General features: G+C 69.7%; 19 protein-coding genes. 9 read left to right on the forward strand and 10 right to left on the reverse strand.

Annotated features, from left to right (window positions below):
* Window positions 1–2: 2 nt before the first annotated feature.
* From HDA40_RS11200 to HDA40_RS11210, 3 genes are all read right to left on the reverse strand, one after another.
* Window positions 3–779, reverse strand: a complete 777-nt coding sequence (locus tag HDA40_RS11200; protein ID WP_253754714.1) for an ArsR/SmtB family transcription factor — start codon at window positions 777–779, stop codon at window positions 3–5.
* 106 nt (window positions 780–885) lie between these two features.
* Window positions 886–1,107 (reverse strand): LPXTG cell wall anchor domain-containing protein, encoded by a 222-nt coding sequence (locus tag HDA40_RS11205; protein ID WP_253754716.1) that lies wholly within the window; start codon window positions 1,105–1,107, stop codon window positions 886–888.
* A 25-nt stretch (window positions 1,108–1,132) separates the two neighbouring features.
* Entirely contained in the window at window positions 1,133–1,777 is a 645-nt protein-coding gene (locus HDA40_RS11210) for a pentapeptide repeat-containing protein (protein WP_253754718.1), read from the reverse strand.
* A 160-nt stretch (window positions 1,778–1,937) separates the two neighbouring features.
* Here HDA40_RS11210 and HDA40_RS11215 point away from each other — a divergent pair, with 160 nt between their 5' ends.
* The 4 genes from HDA40_RS11215 to HDA40_RS11230 are packed head-to-tail and all read left to right on the forward strand — an operon-like array spanning window position 1,938 to window position 3,639.
* The gene (locus HDA40_RS11215) at window positions 1,938–2,174 is read left to right on the forward strand and encodes a hypothetical protein (protein WP_253754721.1); all 237 of its coding nucleotides are present in this window, start codon (window positions 1,938–1,940) and stop codon (window positions 2,172–2,174) included.
* Window positions 2,175–2,176: 2 nt separating this feature from the next.
* Window positions 2,177–2,563 carry a PIN domain-containing protein gene (locus HDA40_RS11220; RefSeq protein WP_253754722.1) on the forward strand — a complete coding sequence of 129 codons (387 nt, stop codon included), beginning with the start codon at window positions 2,177–2,179 and terminating at the stop codon, window positions 2,561–2,563.
* A gap of 48 nt (window positions 2,564–2,611) precedes the next feature.
* Entirely contained in the window at window positions 2,612–3,217 is a 606-nt protein-coding gene (locus tag HDA40_RS42075; RefSeq protein ID WP_253754724.1) for a GNAT family N-acetyltransferase, read from the forward strand.
* Window positions 3,199–3,639 (forward strand): GNAT family N-acetyltransferase, encoded by a 441-nt coding sequence (locus HDA40_RS11230; RefSeq protein WP_253754726.1) that lies wholly within the window; start codon window positions 3,199–3,201, stop codon window positions 3,637–3,639. The genes HDA40_RS42075 and HDA40_RS11230 overlap by 19 nt, the downstream gene beginning before the upstream one ends.
* On the opposite strand, the gene HDA40_RS11235 is transcribed toward HDA40_RS11230, so the two are convergent.
* Window positions 3,632–4,600, reverse strand: coding sequence for a ketopantoate reductase family protein (locus HDA40_RS11235; protein WP_253754728.1), 969 nt, complete (start codon window positions 4,598–4,600; stop codon window positions 3,632–3,634). The genes HDA40_RS11230 and HDA40_RS11235 overlap by 8 nt on opposite strands.
* Window positions 4,601–4,604: 4 nt before the next feature.
* Window positions 4,605–4,799 carry a hypothetical protein gene (locus HDA40_RS11240; RefSeq protein WP_253754730.1) on the reverse strand — a complete coding sequence of 65 codons (195 nt, stop codon included), beginning with the start codon at window positions 4,797–4,799 and terminating at the stop codon, window positions 4,605–4,607.
* A 325-nt stretch (window positions 4,800–5,124) separates the two neighbouring features.
* On the opposite strand from HDA40_RS11240, the gene HDA40_RS11245 reads away from it, so the two are divergent.
* Both HDA40_RS11245 and HDA40_RS11250 read left to right on the forward strand, forming a co-directional pair.
* Window positions 5,125–5,772: a phosphoribosyltransferase gene (locus HDA40_RS11245; protein WP_253754732.1), complete on the forward strand. Its 648-nt coding sequence runs from the start codon at window positions 5,125–5,127 to the stop codon at window positions 5,770–5,772.
* Window positions 5,773–5,820: 48 nt separating this feature from the next.
* A complete protein-coding gene (locus HDA40_RS11250) occupies window positions 5,821–6,285 on the forward strand; it encodes an NUDIX hydrolase (protein WP_253754734.1) in 465 nt (154 codons plus the stop codon).
* Between the two features lie 264 nt (window positions 6,286–6,549).
* Here the strand turns inward: HDA40_RS11250 and HDA40_RS11255 are convergent, their stop codons facing one another.
* Both HDA40_RS11255 and HDA40_RS11260 read right to left on the reverse strand, forming a co-directional pair.
* On the reverse strand, window positions 6,550–7,236 hold the full coding sequence (locus HDA40_RS11255; RefSeq protein WP_253754736.1) for an acVLRF1 family peptidyl-tRNA hydrolase: 687 nt from the start codon (window positions 7,234–7,236) through the stop codon (window positions 6,550–6,552).
* Entirely contained in the window at window positions 7,233–8,276 is a 1,044-nt protein-coding gene (locus tag HDA40_RS11260) for an aminotransferase class V-fold PLP-dependent enzyme (protein WP_253754738.1), read from the reverse strand. The genes HDA40_RS11255 and HDA40_RS11260 overlap by 4 nt, the downstream gene beginning before the upstream one ends.
* Before the next feature lie 68 nt (window positions 8,277–8,344).
* On the opposite strand from HDA40_RS11260, the gene HDA40_RS11265 reads away from it, so the two are divergent.
* Genes HDA40_RS11265 through HDA40_RS11275 form a run of 3 tightly spaced genes read left to right on the forward strand, consistent with a single transcriptional unit; the run spans window position 8,345 to window position 11,017 of the window.
* Entirely contained in the window at window positions 8,345–9,022 is a 678-nt protein-coding gene (locus HDA40_RS11265; protein WP_253754740.1) for a DNA alkylation repair protein, read from the forward strand.
* Between the two features lie 20 nt (window positions 9,023–9,042).
* Complete coding sequence (locus tag HDA40_RS11270) at window positions 9,043–9,645, forward strand: DUF1349 domain-containing protein (protein ID WP_253754742.1); 603 nt, start codon at window positions 9,043–9,045, stop codon at window positions 9,643–9,645.
* Window positions 9,635–11,017: a M20/M25/M40 family metallo-hydrolase gene (locus tag HDA40_RS11275; protein WP_275978219.1), complete on the forward strand. Its 1,383-nt coding sequence runs from the start codon at window positions 9,635–9,637 to the stop codon at window positions 11,015–11,017. Before HDA40_RS11270 ends, HDA40_RS11275 begins: the two co-directional genes overlap by 11 nt.
* 20 nt (window positions 11,018–11,037) lie before the next feature.
* Here the strand turns inward: HDA40_RS11275 and HDA40_RS11280 are convergent, their stop codons facing one another.
* From HDA40_RS11280 to HDA40_RS11290, 3 genes are all read right to left on the reverse strand, one after another.
* Complete coding sequence (locus tag HDA40_RS11280) at window positions 11,038–11,457, reverse strand: hypothetical protein (RefSeq protein WP_253754744.1); 420 nt, start codon at window positions 11,455–11,457, stop codon at window positions 11,038–11,040.
* A 38-nt stretch (window positions 11,458–11,495) separates the two neighbouring features.
* Window positions 11,496–13,721, reverse strand: coding sequence for a carbohydrate-binding module family 20 domain-containing protein (locus tag HDA40_RS11285; protein ID WP_253754746.1), 2,226 nt, complete (start codon window positions 13,719–13,721; stop codon window positions 11,496–11,498).
* 429 nt (window positions 13,722–14,150) lie between these two features.
* Window positions 14,151–15,800 (reverse strand): cellulase family glycosylhydrolase, encoded by a 1,650-nt coding sequence (locus HDA40_RS11290; RefSeq protein WP_253754748.1) that lies wholly within the window; start codon window positions 15,798–15,800, stop codon window positions 14,151–14,153.
* Window positions 15,801–15,901: the final 101 nt, after the last annotated feature.

Genomic DNA, 15,901 nt, shown 5'->3' on the forward strand with positions numbered 1-15,901 from the left:
TCTCACACTGCCAGCGGCTCGCCGGTCTCCAGCAGCGACTTGAGGCTGGACAGCAGCGGCGGCCAGCCGCCGCGGATGCCTTCGAGCACCTGGCTGCCCGGCTGGAAGCCGTCCTGGATCACGGTCAGCTTGACGACGTCGCCCTGCGGTTCCAGCTCGAACGTCAACCGCGACCGCGGCTCGGCGGCCATCTCCGGCGGCATGCCGCCCACCATCTCCTGGAACTCGGGCGTGAAGGTGTGCCACGTGTACGACAGCCGCCGATACGGCTGCGACTCCAGGATCACCTGCTCCGGATCGGCCATCCGCAGCCCCTTGTAGATCCAGGTGATCGTCGAGCCCTTCTGCCAATCGGTCTCGAACTCGGTTCCCCAGTAGCGGCTGGTGAACGCCGGATCGGTCAGCGCCTGCCACAGCTTCTCCGGCGTGGTCCGGATGTACGTCGTGTACACGAACTCGGTGTCGCTCATGGGTTCTCCCTCCAATGCCCGCTTCAGGTCGGCCAGGGCCTGCGCACGCGCCCGGCCGTACTGCCCGATCCACCGGTCGGCGATCGAGTTGATCGGTTCGGCGTTGAGGTAGTGGTACTTCTCCCGGCCCCGCCACACGGTCGTGACCAGGTTGGCCGCCTCCAGCACGGCCAGGTGCTTGCTCACCGACTGCCGCGCCATCCGCAGCCCGGCGCACAGCTCCCGCAAGGTCTGCCCGTTGCGCTCGTTGAGACTGTCGAGCAGTTGCCGCCGGCTCGGATCGGCCAGCGCCCGGAAGACGTCGTCCATACCCACCTCAGATATGCAGCCTCTTGGCTGCCTTTAACGATAGGCAGCCTATCGGCTGCATGTCAATCGGAACGCGCCGAATCCCCAGCTCAATCCGCCGAGGCCGTCAATCCACCGAGACCGCGATGAGTCCCCCGATCGCGATCACGAACCCCAGCACCGCGAAGGCGATCCCACCGAGCCGCTCCTCCCGGCGGGACGGGTTCCCCGCCCGCCGAGACCGCCAGAGCAGCCAGCCGCCGATCGCGAGAAGAACCAGGCCCAGCACCGGATAGCCGCCGGTGGACAGCGGGTTGATCGCCACCGGACGCGCGACGAGAGAGATCATCGGCCGAGGCTACAAGGCCGCGGCCTCAGCGCTCTACGGTGATGCCGAGCGCGCCGGCGAGCAGCTCGGTCAGCACGACCAGATCGTCCGCGCGAACGGTCGCCCCGGCCAGGCTCGCCACCCCGCCGAGCCCGCTCAAGTCGCAGTCGACGAACCGGGCGCCCTCAAGCTTGGCGTTGCTGAACTGAGCGGCGGTCAGATCGCAGCGCTCGAAGAGCACCCCACGCAGATCCGCCCCGACGAAATCGGCCCGCCGCAGATCGCAGCCGACGAACGCCGACTTGGTGAAGGTCGTCGCGCGCCACGTCGTCAGATCGAGCCGGCAGTCGCGCAGGGTGACATCCCGCAGCGCACCACCGATGTAGACCATCCCGGTGCCCCGGCACTCGACCAGCTCCACCCGCCGCAGGCCACACCGGTCGGCGTTCAGGTTCGCCAGGTCGCAGTGATGCAGCGCGCAGTCGACGAAGGTGGCCCTCTCCAGGCGTACGCCCCCGAGCCGGACGCGGGTGAGCCGGCTCTGCTCCACCTCCAGCCCGGCGGCCTCCCCCTCGAACGTCTCACCGGCGAGGTCGAGCTGCCACCACTCCTCCTCGTCGTCGAGGACCGGCGTCCCGGTCGACCACTCGGCAGGCAGGTTCGGCGGCGCAGGCTGCGAAGCTTTCGTCACGCCGCCGAACGTAGTCGACCGCACCGACAAGATCGAAGAATCTTTCTTCGAAATGCCGTCGTAATGCGGTAACGCCTTGCGATCGAATGGATGCATGACAACCCTCGCTCCACCCCGGCTGGTCGCCGCGCCGAGTGCATACACGACGTATGCTCGTCCGATGGCGTACACGTCCATCCGCGTCACCACCGAGGTCAGGGACCGGCTCGCACTGATCGCCGACCAGCGCGGCATCAGCCTCGGCAAGCTCTTGATGGAGTTCGCCGAGAAGACCTTGACCCCCGACGAGCTGAAGGCTCGCGGACATGTCGTCCACGAGTACTTCCGTGACACCTTCGGCATCGTCACGACCGACGAGGGCGTCGCCGCCGCCCACAAGTGGCTGGACGAGCTGTGACCATGACTCCGAAGACCCTCCTCCTCGACACCTCAAGCCTGCTCGCGCTCGGTCGCAGCGTGTGGCTCGCCGATTTCCTCCAGGCCACGGAGGAACGGCTCGACCGGGTCGTCCTCACTCCGGCCGCCTGCCTCGCCACAGCCGGACGGCACCAGCCACACCTCGTCAAGCACGTCGGGATGCTGCCGGCCATCTCCGTCGTCGCGCTGCGCTACCACCACGTGTTGGCGAGCGACGCCTGGGAGTGGTCCGAACTCGATGTAGCACACACCGCTGCCGTCGCACTGCCGAGCCCAGATGCGCCCGAGGGCGCACACGTCGTCACCGCCAACCCTGAGCTCTACAAGCAGTGGCCGTTCGTTCGGACGATCCAGCTGCCGCCGCAGTGAGGAGGCCGGGAGGTTGACAGGGAACGCGAAAGCCTTTCGAATACTCCGGTGATCGAGATCCGCATCGCGATTCCCGCCGACCTTCCGGCTCTGGCGGCGACGATGGCCGACGCGTTTGACGGCGACCCCGTGTGGTCGTGGATGCTGCACCACGACTCCGACAGCCCGGCCAGGCGACGGCAGCGGCTCGCGTTGCTGTTCGGCGCGCTGCTGCGGCATTCCGTGCCGAAGGAACGGGTGTTCACCACCGGCGACCGGCAGGCGCTGACGATCTGGTCGCCGCCCGGCGACTGGAAGCTGCCGACCCCGGCCATGGTGCGGGCCGCTCCCTCGATCGCCCGGGCGGCGGGCGTACGCCTGCCGAGGTTGCTCGGCCGGCTCGGGGACGTCGAGAAGCATCACGACAAGCAGCCGCCGGGGCACTGGTATCTGGAGTTCATCGCGACCGCGTCGGCGGCGCAGGGCAGCGGGCTGGGATCGGCGCTGCTGCAGGCCGGGCTCGACCGGTTCGACGCGGACGGCGTACCGGTGTATCTGGAGTCGTCGAATCCGCGGAACCTGCCGTTCTACGAGCGACACGGGTTCGAGGTGACCGGGAACCTGCCCGTGTCGGCCGGACCGGAACAATGGACGCTATGGCGCAAACCCCAGTGACACCAGGGTACGAAGTCGACGACGACCCGGCTCGGATCGACGTCGACACGGCGTACGCGTTCCTGTCGACGGAGGCCTATTGGGGCCGATGGCGTACCCGTGAAGACTTCGCGGAGCAGGTGCGGACCGCGTGGCGGGTCGTCGGAGCCTTCGACTCCGACGGCAAGCTGGTGGGGTTCGCGCGGGCCGTGTCCGACGGGCTGGCCATCGCGTATCTGGCGGATGTCTATGTGGACGACGCTCACCGCGGGCACGGGCTGGGCGTGGCGCTGGTGCACAAGATGATCGAGGATGGGCCGGGCCGCGAGTTCCGGTGGATGCTGCACACCAGCGACGCGCACGGTCTGTACGAGAAGTTCGGGTTCGGGTCGACCACAGCGATGGAGCGGCCCGCGGGGCCGAGCCGGCGGCCGATCAGCTGAGCCATTCCTCGACGGTGAGGGTGCCCGGCGGGCGGCGCTCGGCGGCGAAACGGGTCGCCCACCGCTGTGTGCGTTCGTTGAGCGGGGCGGGGCGGCCGAGCTGCCGCGCCAGCTGCACGATCTCGCCGTTGAGGTAGTCGGTCTCGATGCTGCCGGTGCCGCGCTCGAGGCTCTGCCAGGACGAGCTGCCCGAGCGGGAACCCTTGAGCTGGAGGATGTCGCCGCGACGGCGGCGGTCCTCCGCCTCGGACACGTACGCGATCCCGGCGGCGTCGAGGACGGCGGCCGCCTCGGCACGCGCCTCGGCGACCAGCTCCTCGACCCGCTCGGCGGGTACGCACACCGCCCGGATGCCGTTGCCGAGGTTGACCAGGAGTTTGCAGTACTTCCACGGCATGATGTGCTCGCGGAGTTCGCTGACGAACCCGGCGCTGCGCAGGTCAGCGGAGATCCGAGCGGCTCGGTCGTCCAGGCCCGACGGGATTCGTCCGATGTCGAGGATGCCGGGCACCGGCGCGCAGTCCGCCCGGACGACCCCGGGTTCCAGATGGGTCGCGGGCAGCATCACGCAGATGCCGTAGACGTCGGCGAAGTAGCGCAGCGCCAGGCGCTCGTTGGCGACGCCGTTCTGCAGGCAGACCACGGTGAGGCCGCGTACGCCGGTCCGGGTGACGCTCTGCAACGCGGCCTCGGTGTCGTTGCCCTTGACCGCCAGCAGCACCACATCGCCGTCGCGCAGCCCCAACTCCGCAGGATCGACGGCGGCGTCCAGTTTGAGCTGGTGCACTGCGCCGGGCGTCTGGACCTGCAGCCCGTCCCGGCGGATCGCCGCCAGATGGTCGCCCCGAGCCAGCAGCGCGACCTCATGGCCGGCTACCGCGAGCAGCCCGCCGACCACACCGCCGACCGCGCCCGCACCCAGGACCACATAGCGGACCGGGTACGGGCGCGGGTGCGACATCAGATCAGCCGGCGCGGCGGTTGGACCAGATCCGCTGGGCCTGGCCCTGCGAGTTCTTCGGGACGAAGTGCGGCTTGCCGTGCGCCTGCTGCGCCTGGCCGCCCTTCTTGCCCTTCGCCCGGCGTTCCGCCCGCGTCAAGCCGGCGTCCGGGTCCTGGTCCGGCTCGGTGGCCTCGTTCTCGGGAAGTTCTTCTCGCATGACGTGTCTCCTCGCATTGGATCGGGCGCGCAGCTCGGCGCCCGGAACGGACCGATGACTGCTGGCGGTGCCGCAGGCCGCGAACTCCGGGTTCGGCGAACCCAGGCTCCCAACGGCGGCGGCGAGACCTCACGCGATGTACATGTCAGCGAGCGTAACAGCCCCTCGCCGATCTTGTGCAACTCATTTTCGGGCGTGCTGCCGGTCATTTTCCGGCATCCTGCCGGAACGGGCTGCGTACGCAGGGCGAACCGGCGAGACCTCGGCCGGCTGATCGCGGACGATCAGGGGTGCCGCGCGGGGATCCCAGGAGGAGAATGGCAGGGTGAACGCGTTCCGGGATCGTGCCGACGCCGGTCGCCGGCTGGCCGCCCGGCTCGTCGAAGCCGGGAGTGTTCCAGCTCGCGCCGAACGCGGTGAGGTGGTCGTCCTCGGGCTGCCGCGGGGCGGCGTACCGGTGGCCGCCGAGATCGCCGCCGTCCTGGGCGCCCCGCTCGACGTCATTGTCGTCCGCAAACTCGGCCATCCCGAGCAGCCCGAATTCGCCGTCGGCGCGATCGGTGAGGAGAACGCCCGAATCCTGACCGCCGGCGCGCGGGGTCTGCCCGAATCCGCCGTCGCCCACATCAGCGCGGTCGAATCCGCCGAGCTGGACCGCCGGGTCCGGCGGCTGCGCGGCGATCGTCCGCCGGTGCCGCTCCAGGGCCGGACCGCGCTCATCGTCGACGACGGCATCGCCACCGGCGCGACCGCCGCAGTGGCCTGCCAAGTCGCCCGCGCACGCGGCGCGACCAGCGTGATCGTCGCGGCCCCGGTCGCGCCGCCGGGCGCGATCGCCGACCTGGCGCCGCTGGCCGACGAGGTGATCGCCGTCGTCACACCGGACGTGTTCCACGCCGTCGGCGCCTGGTACGACGACTTCTCCGCGACGACCGACGACGAGGTCGCCGCGATCCTGACCCAACCCGCCTGACCCGCCCACGGGCCGGTCCGCGGCCAAGATCGGTGGAATGATCGCTGCATGGCGACCTACGAAGTAGCAGCGGTCCTGCTGGTGGACGCGGACGGCGCGCTCTTGATGCAGTTGCGGGACGAGTACGCCCCCGTCTCGCCCAACCAATGGGCGCTGCCCGGCGGCCGCATCGAACCCGGTGAGTCCCCGATCGAAGCGGCACACCGCGAACTGCTCGAGGAGACCGGTCTGGTCGCCGACATCGAGCATTTCTGGTCCGGGCCGCGCCCCTACGAGGAAGGTTTCCCGCACCAGGTGACCTTCCATTTCTTCGCCGGCCACACCGACGCCAAGCAGGAGGACGTGGTGCTCGGCGAGGGCCTCGCGATGGTCTTCATCCCCCGCGAGCAGGCGCTCGACCGGGATCTCTCCGCTTCGGCGGCGATGCTCGTGCCGATGTTCCTGGAGTCCGAGCGCTACACCGAACTCACGCGGCCGACCACCCCACCGCGTTTTCCGCCAGATCACGGATAAGCATGCGATCTTGGGCGGCCTTGACATGCGTAACCGTGATCTGGCGGAAAACGAAACGGGCCCCGACTCGGGTGAGTCGGGGCCCGTTCACGTTGGCGGTGCCGCCGGTCGCCTCTCGGCGCGTGGCGCAGTACGGCTCCAGCCGGACGGTATTCCGTAATGGCGTTAGGTGAGGCCCGGGGACACTGTCGCGGCACCAGCATCCACAACCATAGGGACCCGGATCGGATTCCCCCAGTGGCGTGGATCACTCCGGGGGCTGGATTACTCCGGCGCTGGGTCGACGACGTGGACGGGGACGGCGCGGGCGAGCGGGATGGTGTCAAGGAGTACGACGTGGCGCGGTTCGGCGACGTCGAGTAGCCGGCCTTGGCGGAGGTCGGCGAGCACGGTCAGACGCTTGTCGGCGAGGATCGCCTCCACCGTCGGGCGGTCGCCGCCGCAGACCAGGGCGGCCATCTTCCCGGCATACGGGAGGAGGATGCGGGCGGCGACGTCGGCGGCCTCGCGTACGCCGGCCGCCGCCTGGTTGCCGCGCCGCCGCGCGTAGCGCTGCTGCGACCAGCCGCCAGCGGCGGTACGCGCTTGGACGTAGAACGTCTCGACCTTCGAGGCGACCAGGTCGGGGCCGTCCGCGACGCCGATCGCGGCCGCGTTGCGCCGGGCCAGGAGCAGGCCGAGGACGCGGGGCTCCTGGGCGGCGGCGACGAACCGGTCCAGGTCGAGCAGGCTGGGCGCCTCGACCACCGGCAGCGTCATCCCAGGTGCGAGATGGAACGTCGCGGTCGAGCCGTCCGCGCCGGCGAGGCGGATCCAGCCCTGATCGGCGGAGGCGACGGGGGCCACGGTGACCGAGCCGTGGCGCGTACGGAAGCCGGAGATCCACTTCGAGAGCCGCTCCGGGTCGACGTCGACCCAGCGGCCACCGCCGGCAGCGGGACGGGAACTCATCCGAGCAGGGCCGCGACCGCCGCGTCCACGTCGGCGTCGGTGCTGTAGACGTGGAACGACGCCCGCACGCCGCCCGCACGGACGGCGGCGCGGATGCCGGCTCGTTCCAATTTCTGCTGGGCGTCGGGCACGTCCACAGTGACGATCGCCGAGTCGCCCGGCTCCTGGCCCAGCTCTCGCAAGAACCGGTTCGCCAGACGCAGGTTGTGCGCGTGGATGCGCTCGACGCCGATGTCCTCGATCACCTCCAGCGCCGGGGCGGTCCCGACCCACGGGAACCACGCCGGGGACAGGTCGAACGCCCGCGCGTCCTTGGCCAGCCGCAACGGCATGCCGTAGTAGGACCCGTGCGGGTCGTCTCCCGCGTACCAGCCGGCCAGGATCGGCCGCACCCGCTCGCGCACGCGCGGCGCCAGATAGGCGAAGCCACTCCCTCTCGGGGACATCAACCACTTGTACGCACCGACGGCGACGACGTCGGCGAGCGAGCCGTCATAGGGCAGCCACCCGGTGGCCTGCGTGGCGTCGACCACCACGAGCGCGCCGACCGCCCGGGCGGCGGCCGAGATCGCGGCGAGGTCGGCGACCCGGCCGTTCGCCGACTGGACCAGCGCGAACGCGACGACGTCGACGCCCGGGACGATGGCGTCCAGGTAGCCGTCCAGCGATGCCGTACGCACGGTGACGCCACGGTCGGCGTGCACGGCCCACGGGAAGACGTTGGAGGTGAACTCGATGTCCGGGACGAGCACCGTCGCGCCGTCGGGCAGCGCGGCCGCGACCGGCGCGAGCAGCTGCGACACCTGCGCGCCGACGGCCACGTCCGCCGCGTCGACACCGATGAGCCGGGCGAAGACCTCCCGCGCTCGCTGGGTGGCGGCGTCCCAGCCCTCCCATGAGGTACGCCCGGTGCGCCAGTCGGCCTGGGCCGCCTGCATCGCCTGCCAAGCCGGTTCCGGCGGAAGCCCGTAGCTGGCGGTGTTGAGCCACCCGGGCTCGGGTTGCCACAGCGCCGGCGGAGTCCAAGTCGCAGTGTCCACGACCTGAGTATGGCAGTCTGAACGCAGCGTGATCACGGCCAATTCGGGAAGGGTGGCATGAGGTCGGCATGGCGGAACTCGCGACCACCTTCCTGACGCGGTTGCGGGAGACGCTGCCCCGCCACGCGGATCCCGAACGGGCCGCCGCGATGGGGAAGTACATGCGCGACCAGTTCCCGTTCCTCGGCATCCCCAGCACACCGCTGGCCGCCCTCCAGCGGGAGGTGGCCACGGGTCTGCCCCGGCCGGAGTCGGCCGACGCCGCCGAGATCGCCCTCGGGTGCTGGTCGTTCGACGAACGCGAGTACCAATACGTCGCCTGCGGTTACCTGCGCAAGTACGCCAAAGTGCTGGACGAGGACTTCATCGGGATCGCCCGCGAGCTGATCGTCGTCAAACCGTGGTGGGACACCGTGGACGCCCTTGCGGCGCACGTCGTCGGGCCACTCGTCTCGGCGTACCCGTCGCTGGAAAGCGTGATGGACCAGTGGGCGGCGCCAGGGAGCGAGATGTGGCTGACCCGCACGGCGATCCTGCATCAATTGCGCTACCAGGGGGAGACCGACGCCGACCGGTTGTTCCGCTACTGCGCGGCGCAGGCCGGACACCCGGACTTCTTCATTCGCAAAGCCATCGGGTGGGCCTTGCGCGAGTACGCGAAGACCGACCCGGGCGCGGTCCGCGAGTTCGTGACCGCGACCGAGCTGTCGGGGTTGTCACGACGCGAAGCCTTGAAGAACCTATGAGTAGCGGGCACGCTTCTGCGATGGAGTTCACCCTGCCCGCGGTGCCGCTCGAGTTCGAGTGGATCGTCCCCCCGACCGAGTGCGGCCTGAACGACGGCGTGCTGAGCGCGTCCGCCCCCGCCACCACCGACCTGTTCATCGACCCTTCCAGCGGCGAGACCAAGCTGACGGCGCCTCGCGCGCTGGCCGCCGCGCCGGACGGCGACTGGCGACTGTCCGCCCGAGTACGCGTGACGTTCCGCGACGCGTTCGACGCCGGAACCCTGCTGGTGTGGATCGACGACACGCACTGGGCCAAGCTCTGCTTCGAGGTCTCCCCGAGCGGCGTGCCCGGCGTCGTGAGCGTGGTCTGCGACGGCGTGGCCGACGACGCGAATGCCTGGCCGGTAGCCGATCCGCACGAGGGCGTCTGGCTGCGGATCGCCCGGCACGGTGGGGCGTACGCGTTCCACGCCGGCGTCGACGGGCAGCGCTGGGAGTTCGTGCGCAACTTCGCCATCGGCTCCGGACCCGCGCAGGTGGGCTTCGTCGCGCAGGCCCCGACCGGGTCGGGCTGCAACGTCGTCTTCGACCACATCGAGTACGCCCCGTCCGCGCCGAGCGATCTGCGCGATGGCAGCTGAGCAGTCGCCCTCCTCGCGCGCTGCCGCCGCCTCCCCACGAGGCGGCGGCGGGGAATCGCAGCCGGCCGCCCGGCTCGACGCGGTCATGCCGGGCGTACGGGCGGATCTGGAGCGGCTGGTCCGCATCCCGAGCGTCTCCGCGCCCGGCTTCGACTTCTCCCCCATCGACCGGTCCGCCGACCTGGTGGCGTCGCTGCTGACCGAGTGCGGACTCGCGACCCGCCTCGTGGCCGCGGGCGGCCGACCGGCCGTCCTCGCCACCCGGCGGCTGCCGGGCCGTCCGACCGTCCTGCTGTACGCCCACCACGACGTCCAGCCCGCCGGCGATCCGGCGCTCTGGACCAGCGACCCGTTCGAGCCGGTGGAGCGCGACGGCCGCCTCTACGGTCGCGGCGCGGCCGACGACAAGGCCGGGATCATGGTGCACGTCGCGGCCCTGCGCGCACTCGGCGACGACCTCGGCGTCGGCGTGGTCGTCTTCGTCGAAGGCGAGGAGGAGTACGGCACCGGTGCGACCCCGCGTCTCCTCCACCAGTTGCGGTCCGACCTTCAGGCCGACGTCGCGTTGGTGACCGACGTCGGGAACTGGGCGGTCGGCGTACCGGCTGTGACGACGTCCTTGCGGGGCCATGTGACGGCGACTCTGGAGGTCCGCACCCTGTCCCATGCCGTCCATAGTGGAATGTACGGCGGAGCCGTGCCGGACGCGGTGATCGCGCTGTCGCGCCTGATCGCGACGTTCCACGACGACGCCGGAGACCTCGCGATCGCCGGGCTCGCCACCACACCCGACCCGGCGATCGACTACCCGGCCGACCGCCTGTACGCCGAGGCCGGCGGTACGCCGTTCGGCACCGGCAGCGCCACCGCGCGCATGTGGAGCCGCCCGTCGGTGAGCATCCTCGGCATGGAGGTGCCGCCCATCGAAGGCGCGACCAGCACCCTGACACCGGTCGCCCGAGCCCTGGTCAGCCTCCGCATCGCGCCGACGGAGGATCCGTCCCGGGCCTTCGCCTTGCTGGAGGCGCATGTACGCCGCAACATTCCGTGGGGCGCAACGGTCACGCTGACCCGTCGCGGAGCGGCACCAGGCTTGGCGGTCGACTCGACCGGCCCGGTCTACGACCAGGTCCGCGCCGCGCTACGGGACGCGTGGGACGGCGTCGACCCGGTCGAGATCGGCTCCGGCGGATCGATCCCGCTGCTGCTCGACCTGGCCGAGGTCCTCCCCGACACGACGATCGTCCTCAACGGCGTCGAGGACCCCGACAGCCGGGCACACGGGATCGACGAGAGCCTGCACCTGGGCGAGTTCCGGCGGGCCTGCCTGGCCGAAACCCTGCTCCTGCACCGCCTCGCCCCGCCCCGCTGATCGCTCGGAGTTCCCGCAGATCAGGGCACTTCGGCGGCACGCCGCTGGCGGAGCACGCCATAGCCCAGCGCAGCAGCTCCGGCACAGACCCAGGCCAGGTTGCCGATGACGCCACGCGCCATCACCGACTGGTCGGCCAGCCCGGAACGGTAGGACACAGCGAGGTTGATCAGAGTCGCAGCGAAGAGGGGAAGCATGACTGCCCATACGGCGAACGGCAGCGCGCGGAGGACCGGTTTGACCTTGCTCCAGGGGACCCGGCCCCATTTCCGGTCGTTGATCGTGTAGAGGACCACACCCAGGCTCACGACGGCGAACGGCACCGGAAGCAGCTGCTCGACCTGGCCGTTCAAGAGCGGCCCACCCGGGCGGAGAGTGTCCAGCCATACCGCCACGCCGAGAAGGAAACCGGTGATGCCCGCCGCCATGACTCCACGCATGCGCTGAGGGTAAAGGCGGCGGGCAACCAGTCTCTAGATCACTTCCAGGTGTCGCTCACCGCGTACCCGGTCGACGAGCCGGTGGTGTAGGTGCGGTTCGCGCCGCTCTCCCACGTCACGTTCCCGGCGGCGTCCTTCTTGATGTACTTGTACTCGAAGGACGTGTTCTTCGGCAGGATCACCAGCCGCCGCCACGTCGGGTACGCCGCGGACGACAGCGGGATCGCGTTGACGGGATCCCACGACCCCAGGGCGGCGATCGAGCCGACGACGTAGACGTTGGTGCCGGACGTCGTGGTCGCGTACTCGGCGAACGTCAGGTCGGTGGCGTCCGCGTCGGCCACACTCCAGGCGTTGTTGAGCGCCTGCGCCGCCGTCCCGGTGGTGAACGTGCGGTTGGCGTTGCTCTCCCAGGTGACGTTCCCGGCGGCGTCCTTCTTGATGTACTTGTACTCGACCGCGGTGCCGACCGGCAACGCGATCGATCCCATCCACACTGGATATCCGGTGCTCGACAACTTGACGGCCGACGCCGTATTCCACGATCCCAAGGCGGGGATGCTGCCGACGACGTAGACGTCCGTCCCGGTCGTCGTGGTCGCGTACACGTTGAACGTGTCGGAGACGGTCGTGCCCGTCGGCGAAGCGGTGGGTGACGCGCTTGCCGACGCACTCGGCGAGACACTCGGGGAGGCACTCGGGGAGGCACTCGGGGAGGGGGAAGCCGAGGCCGAGGTGCTGGGCGAGGCCGTCCCACCGCCGGACCGGGCGTTGACGTGGATCGCGACCGCGCCGTTCGCCGGGATCGTCACCGACGCGGTGCCGCCCGACACTGTGACAGCCGTGCCGGCGCAACCGCTGGTGGTCGCACCGCCCGTGATCACGTCGCAGTAGGTTCCGTTGGCGAGGCCGGTGGTGTAGGTGGCAGTCGACGGGCCGGCCGAGGCGTTGATGCCGACCCAGCCGAGCGACCCCCGGTGGAACCCGATGATGTTGCTCGCGGTCGCGGTGAAGTCGCTGACCGTCGTCACGGTCGCGGTCGCGTTGTGCCAGCCGACCATGCCCTTGACGCCGGTCGACTGCGTGATGCACTGCCAGGCGCCGGAGGTGCAGCTCGCGTCCGTCACGAACCCGTTGGCGTCGGCAGGCGGCGACTGCCCCGTGCTCGACGTCGAGAACGTGAATCCGTCGTAGACGGACGGTTGGCCGTACGGGTAGGCCAGCAGGAAATAGTTGGCCAAGGTGTACTTCGTGCCGTCCTGGTACCGCAGGGTCGTGCCGTCCCGCTCGAGGTCGTGGTTGGTGACCATGGCGTACGTCTGATCGCTGGTCGCGTCCAGGGACCAGGACGGGATGGTCGACAGGTTCGCGAGCGTGCCGTTGGTGAACTGCGTCTTGAGGCCCATCGCGTACGAGAAGCCGAGGACGTCGCCGTTGGAGGTGAACGCCGCCGGCTTCAGCTCGCTGTTCGACGCGCCGGTGAAGACCTCCTGCGCGATGTAGGGCGCCTTGTTCTCGGCCGTCGTGTTGTTGAGCAGCGCCCGGATCGCCGCGAAGTCGGCCACCGAGACGTGCTTGGCCGCGTCGACGCGGAAACCGTCGACGCCGAGGCCGATCAAGTCGTTCAGGTACGCCGCGATCTTCGCCCGCACCGTGCTGCTCTGCGTCTTCAGGTCCGACAACGACAGCAGCATGCAGTTCTGGACCTCGGCGGTGTTGTTCCAGTCGTCGATGACTCCGTCGTCATCGCCGCAGTAGCCGTCGTTCGGGTGATGGAAGTCGTCGTACGCGTACGGGACGGCCGGATACGTGTAGCCGGTGGGGCTGAACGTCGAACCGCCGTACGTCGTCGTCAGCGTGTTGTTCGCGCCGGCCGTGTGGTTGACGACCGCGTCGGCATAGACGCGTACGCCCGCGGTGTGGCAGGCGGTGACCATCGCGGCGAACTGCGACCGGGTGCCGAAGCGGCTGGTCAGTTTGTAGGAGACCGGCTGATACACCTCCCACCACGGGTGTACGCCGGCATCACTGGTGGCCAGGCTGACCGACTCCGCCGGCGGAGCCACCTGGACCGCGCCGTACCCGGCCGGGCCGAGATGGTTGGTGCAGGCGGCAGCCACCGAGTTCCAGTTCCACTCCCAGAGGTTCGCCGTGACGTCGCTGTCGTTGAGCGTCACTGCCGCGTTCGCGGTCAGGCTGGGCAGTGCGGTGGTCGCGAGGCCGGCCGCGATCGTCGCGATCACGGCCGCTTTTCGGAATTTCATGGGCACGGACTTCCTTCTGCGAGCGCCTGGGTGGAGAGGGGCTTGCATCCGTTGAAGGAGAGGGTGCTCGAATGTTTCAGATACGTCAATAACTTGCTGCAAGACTTTTCAGCCGTGTTACGTCAAGCGCAGGTCGCGGGGTTGTAAGTCCGCAAGAACGGCCCATCGCGCGCAACCGCGCCCCGCCGAGCGCTCCGCCGAGCGCGCAGCCCGGTGCGCAGCCGCGCCCCACCGAGCGCGCAACCGGGCGCGCTCCGCGCCACGCGGGGCGGTCACCGTGACTTCCGGAGGCTGGCGCACCTATCAGCTCCCGGGATAGGTACGTGACCGTCCGGAGATCGCCAGCATCCACACCGGACCCGCCCACGCACGACTGTGACGCTGCGCAGAAACCTGCGCAGCGTCACAATGAACGGGTCTGACCGGGGGTCAGACCGAGCAGGCCACCCCGTTGAGCTTGTACCCGCTGGGTGTCGGCGAGGACGGCCCGTTCGCCTGGAAGTTGAAGCTGACCGAGGCTCCGGCCGCCAGGTTCGGCGCCCAGGTGGGTGCGGCCGCGGTCAGCGTCTGGCCGCTGGCCGTGACCGTCGCGTTCCACCCGTTCACGAGGCTGACGCCGCTCGGCAGGGTCAGCGTGGCGACCCAGTTGTTGACCGTCGCCGTTCCGGTGTTCCTGACGGTCACGGTGGCGTTGAAGCCCTGCGGCCACGAACTGTCTACCTTGTACGTCACCGAACACGAGCCAGTGCCGCTCCCGCCCGTAGGCGAGGTGGAGGCCGAGGGTGAGGTGGAGGACGACGGCGAGGTGGAGGCCGAGGAGGTGGGCGACGAGGTGGCCCCCGATCCCACGGGAGCGATCAGGTACGGCCCGACGATGTTCTGCTTCTGGGTGTTCACCGTGACCCAGTCGTCGGAGACGATGCCTCCGGTGTCGCCGGAGTTGGGGTTCCACGCCCAGTAGGTGAACGAGATCCCGTTGACCCCGGTGCCCATGTAGGACATCAGCTTGGTCAGCCACTGGACGTCCAGCGGGTTGGCGAGCGTACTGCCGAACTCGCCGACGAGCACCGGAGCGGTGTTGTTCTTGTAGAGGTAGCCCCAGAAGTGGTCCCAGACGGCGGGCAGGTTCTCGGGGAACGACGCGTCCTTGAACCACGGCTGCCGGTCGTAGACGGAGATTCCGTAGTCGTGCGCGGAGTAGACCAGCCGGTTGGCCGTGTTCAGCTGCACCGGGTACTGCGCGGCGCCGGCCAGGTTGCCGCCCCACCAGTCACAGGTCATCGGGTCGTCCGGAACGGAGTCCCAGACGTTCGGCGAACCGCCGGATGGGCAGCTGACGCCTTCGACCACGATGAGCCAGTTGGAGTTGACCGACAGGATCGCGTTGCCGATGCGCTGCGCTGCCAGCCGCCAGTCGCGGGCGGTGTCGCCACAGCCCCAGCACGCGCCGGTGCCACTGGGATCGGTGCCCTCGGCGTGCGGCTCGTTGAACAGGTCGCCGCCGATGACGGTCGAGTTGCCGGCGTACCGCTGGGCGAGCATCTGCCAGTCGGCGATCATGCTCGCCTCGGACACCGCGGCGGTGTACCACAACGGCGTCTGACCGGCCGCGCTCGGGCGGTGCCGATCAAGGAGGATGCGCATGCCCTTCTGCCCGGCGTACGCGATGACCTTGTCGAGGATCTGGAGGGGCGAGTTGCCCACGAGGTCCGGATTCACGTAGTCGTTGATGCCCGTGGCCGTGGCGCCCGACTTGAGCGCGTCCCCGGAGTAGGGGACGCGGATCGTGTTGTAGCCGAGCTGCGCCATGTGGTCGATCTGGGACTTCCAGGTCTGGTTGGACCACAGACCGTGGAAGGTCCGGTTGTCGGTCTCCATGCCGAACCAGTTGATCCCGGTGAGCCGGACCGTGGCGCCCGTGCTGTCGACGAGCTTGTTGCCGTTGGTGTGCAGGTAGCCGACTCCGGTGCCGGCGGCCTGCGCGGGGGTGGCGGTGGTGAGCAGGGTGGCCACGACGAACGTGGCGGCGCTGACGGCGAGCGCGGACAAGGCCGCGCCCCAGCGTCTTCTGGGGGACATCGTGCACTCCGTCCGTGGAGAATGGAGGGTTGTGCCGGCCTGGGCGGGCCGGTTGGTGCCTTATCGAATGTAATCGAAAACCCCGCGCCTGTCTGCGCCAC

This window comes from Hamadaea flava (assembly GCF_024172085.1).
GTDB classification, from domain to species: domain Bacteria; phylum Actinomycetota; class Actinomycetes; order Mycobacteriales; family Micromonosporaceae; genus Hamadaea; species Hamadaea flava.

Coding starts and splice junctions, on each gene's coding strand:
- HDA40_RS11215 (WP_253754721.1), top strand. CDS start 1,938: ATGGCGTACACGTCCATCCGCGTCACCACCGAGGTCAGGGACCGGCTC.
- HDA40_RS11205 (WP_253754716.1), bottom strand. CDS start 1,107: ATGATCTCTCTCGTCGCGCGTCCGGTGGCGATCAACCCGCTGTCCACC.
- HDA40_RS11265 (WP_253754740.1), top strand. CDS start 8,345: ATGGCGGAACTCGCGACCACCTTCCTGACGCGGTTGCGGGAGACGCTG.
- HDA40_RS11240 (WP_253754730.1), bottom strand. CDS start 4,799: ATGCGAGAAGAACTTCCCGAGAACGAGGCCACCGAGCCGGACCAGGAC.
- HDA40_RS11290 (WP_253754748.1), bottom strand. CDS start 15,800: ATGTCCCCCAGAAGACGCTGGGGCGCGGCCTTGTCCGCGCTCGCCGTC.
- HDA40_RS11275 (WP_275978219.1), top strand. CDS start 9,635: ATGGCAGCTGAGCAGTCGCCCTCCTCGCGCGCTGCCGCCGCCTCCCCA.
- HDA40_RS11255 (WP_253754736.1), bottom strand. CDS start 7,236: ATGAGTTCCCGTCCCGCTGCCGGCGGTGGCCGCTGGGTCGACGTCGAC.
- HDA40_RS11270 (WP_253754742.1), top strand. CDS start 9,043: ATGGAGTTCACCCTGCCCGCGGTGCCGCTCGAGTTCGAGTGGATCGTC.
- HDA40_RS11200 (WP_253754714.1), bottom strand. CDS start 779: ATGGACGACGTCTTCCGGGCGCTGGCCGATCCGAGCCGGCGGCAACTG.
- HDA40_RS11230 (WP_253754726.1), top strand. CDS start 3,199: ATGGCGCAAACCCCAGTGACACCAGGGTACGAAGTCGACGACGACCCG.
- HDA40_RS11235 (WP_253754728.1), bottom strand. CDS start 4,600: ATGTCGCACCCGCGCCCGTACCCGGTCCGCTATGTGGTCCTGGGTGCG.
- HDA40_RS11250 (WP_253754734.1), top strand. CDS start 5,821: ATGGCGACCTACGAAGTAGCAGCGGTCCTGCTGGTGGACGCGGACGGC.
- HDA40_RS11285 (WP_253754746.1), bottom strand. CDS start 13,721: ATGAAATTCCGAAAAGCGGCCGTGATCGCGACGATCGCGGCCGGCCTC.
- HDA40_RS11280 (WP_253754744.1), bottom strand. CDS start 11,457: ATGCGTGGAGTCATGGCGGCGGGCATCACCGGTTTCCTTCTCGGCGTG.
- HDA40_RS11220 (WP_253754722.1), top strand. CDS start 2,177: ATGACTCCGAAGACCCTCCTCCTCGACACCTCAAGCCTGCTCGCGCTC.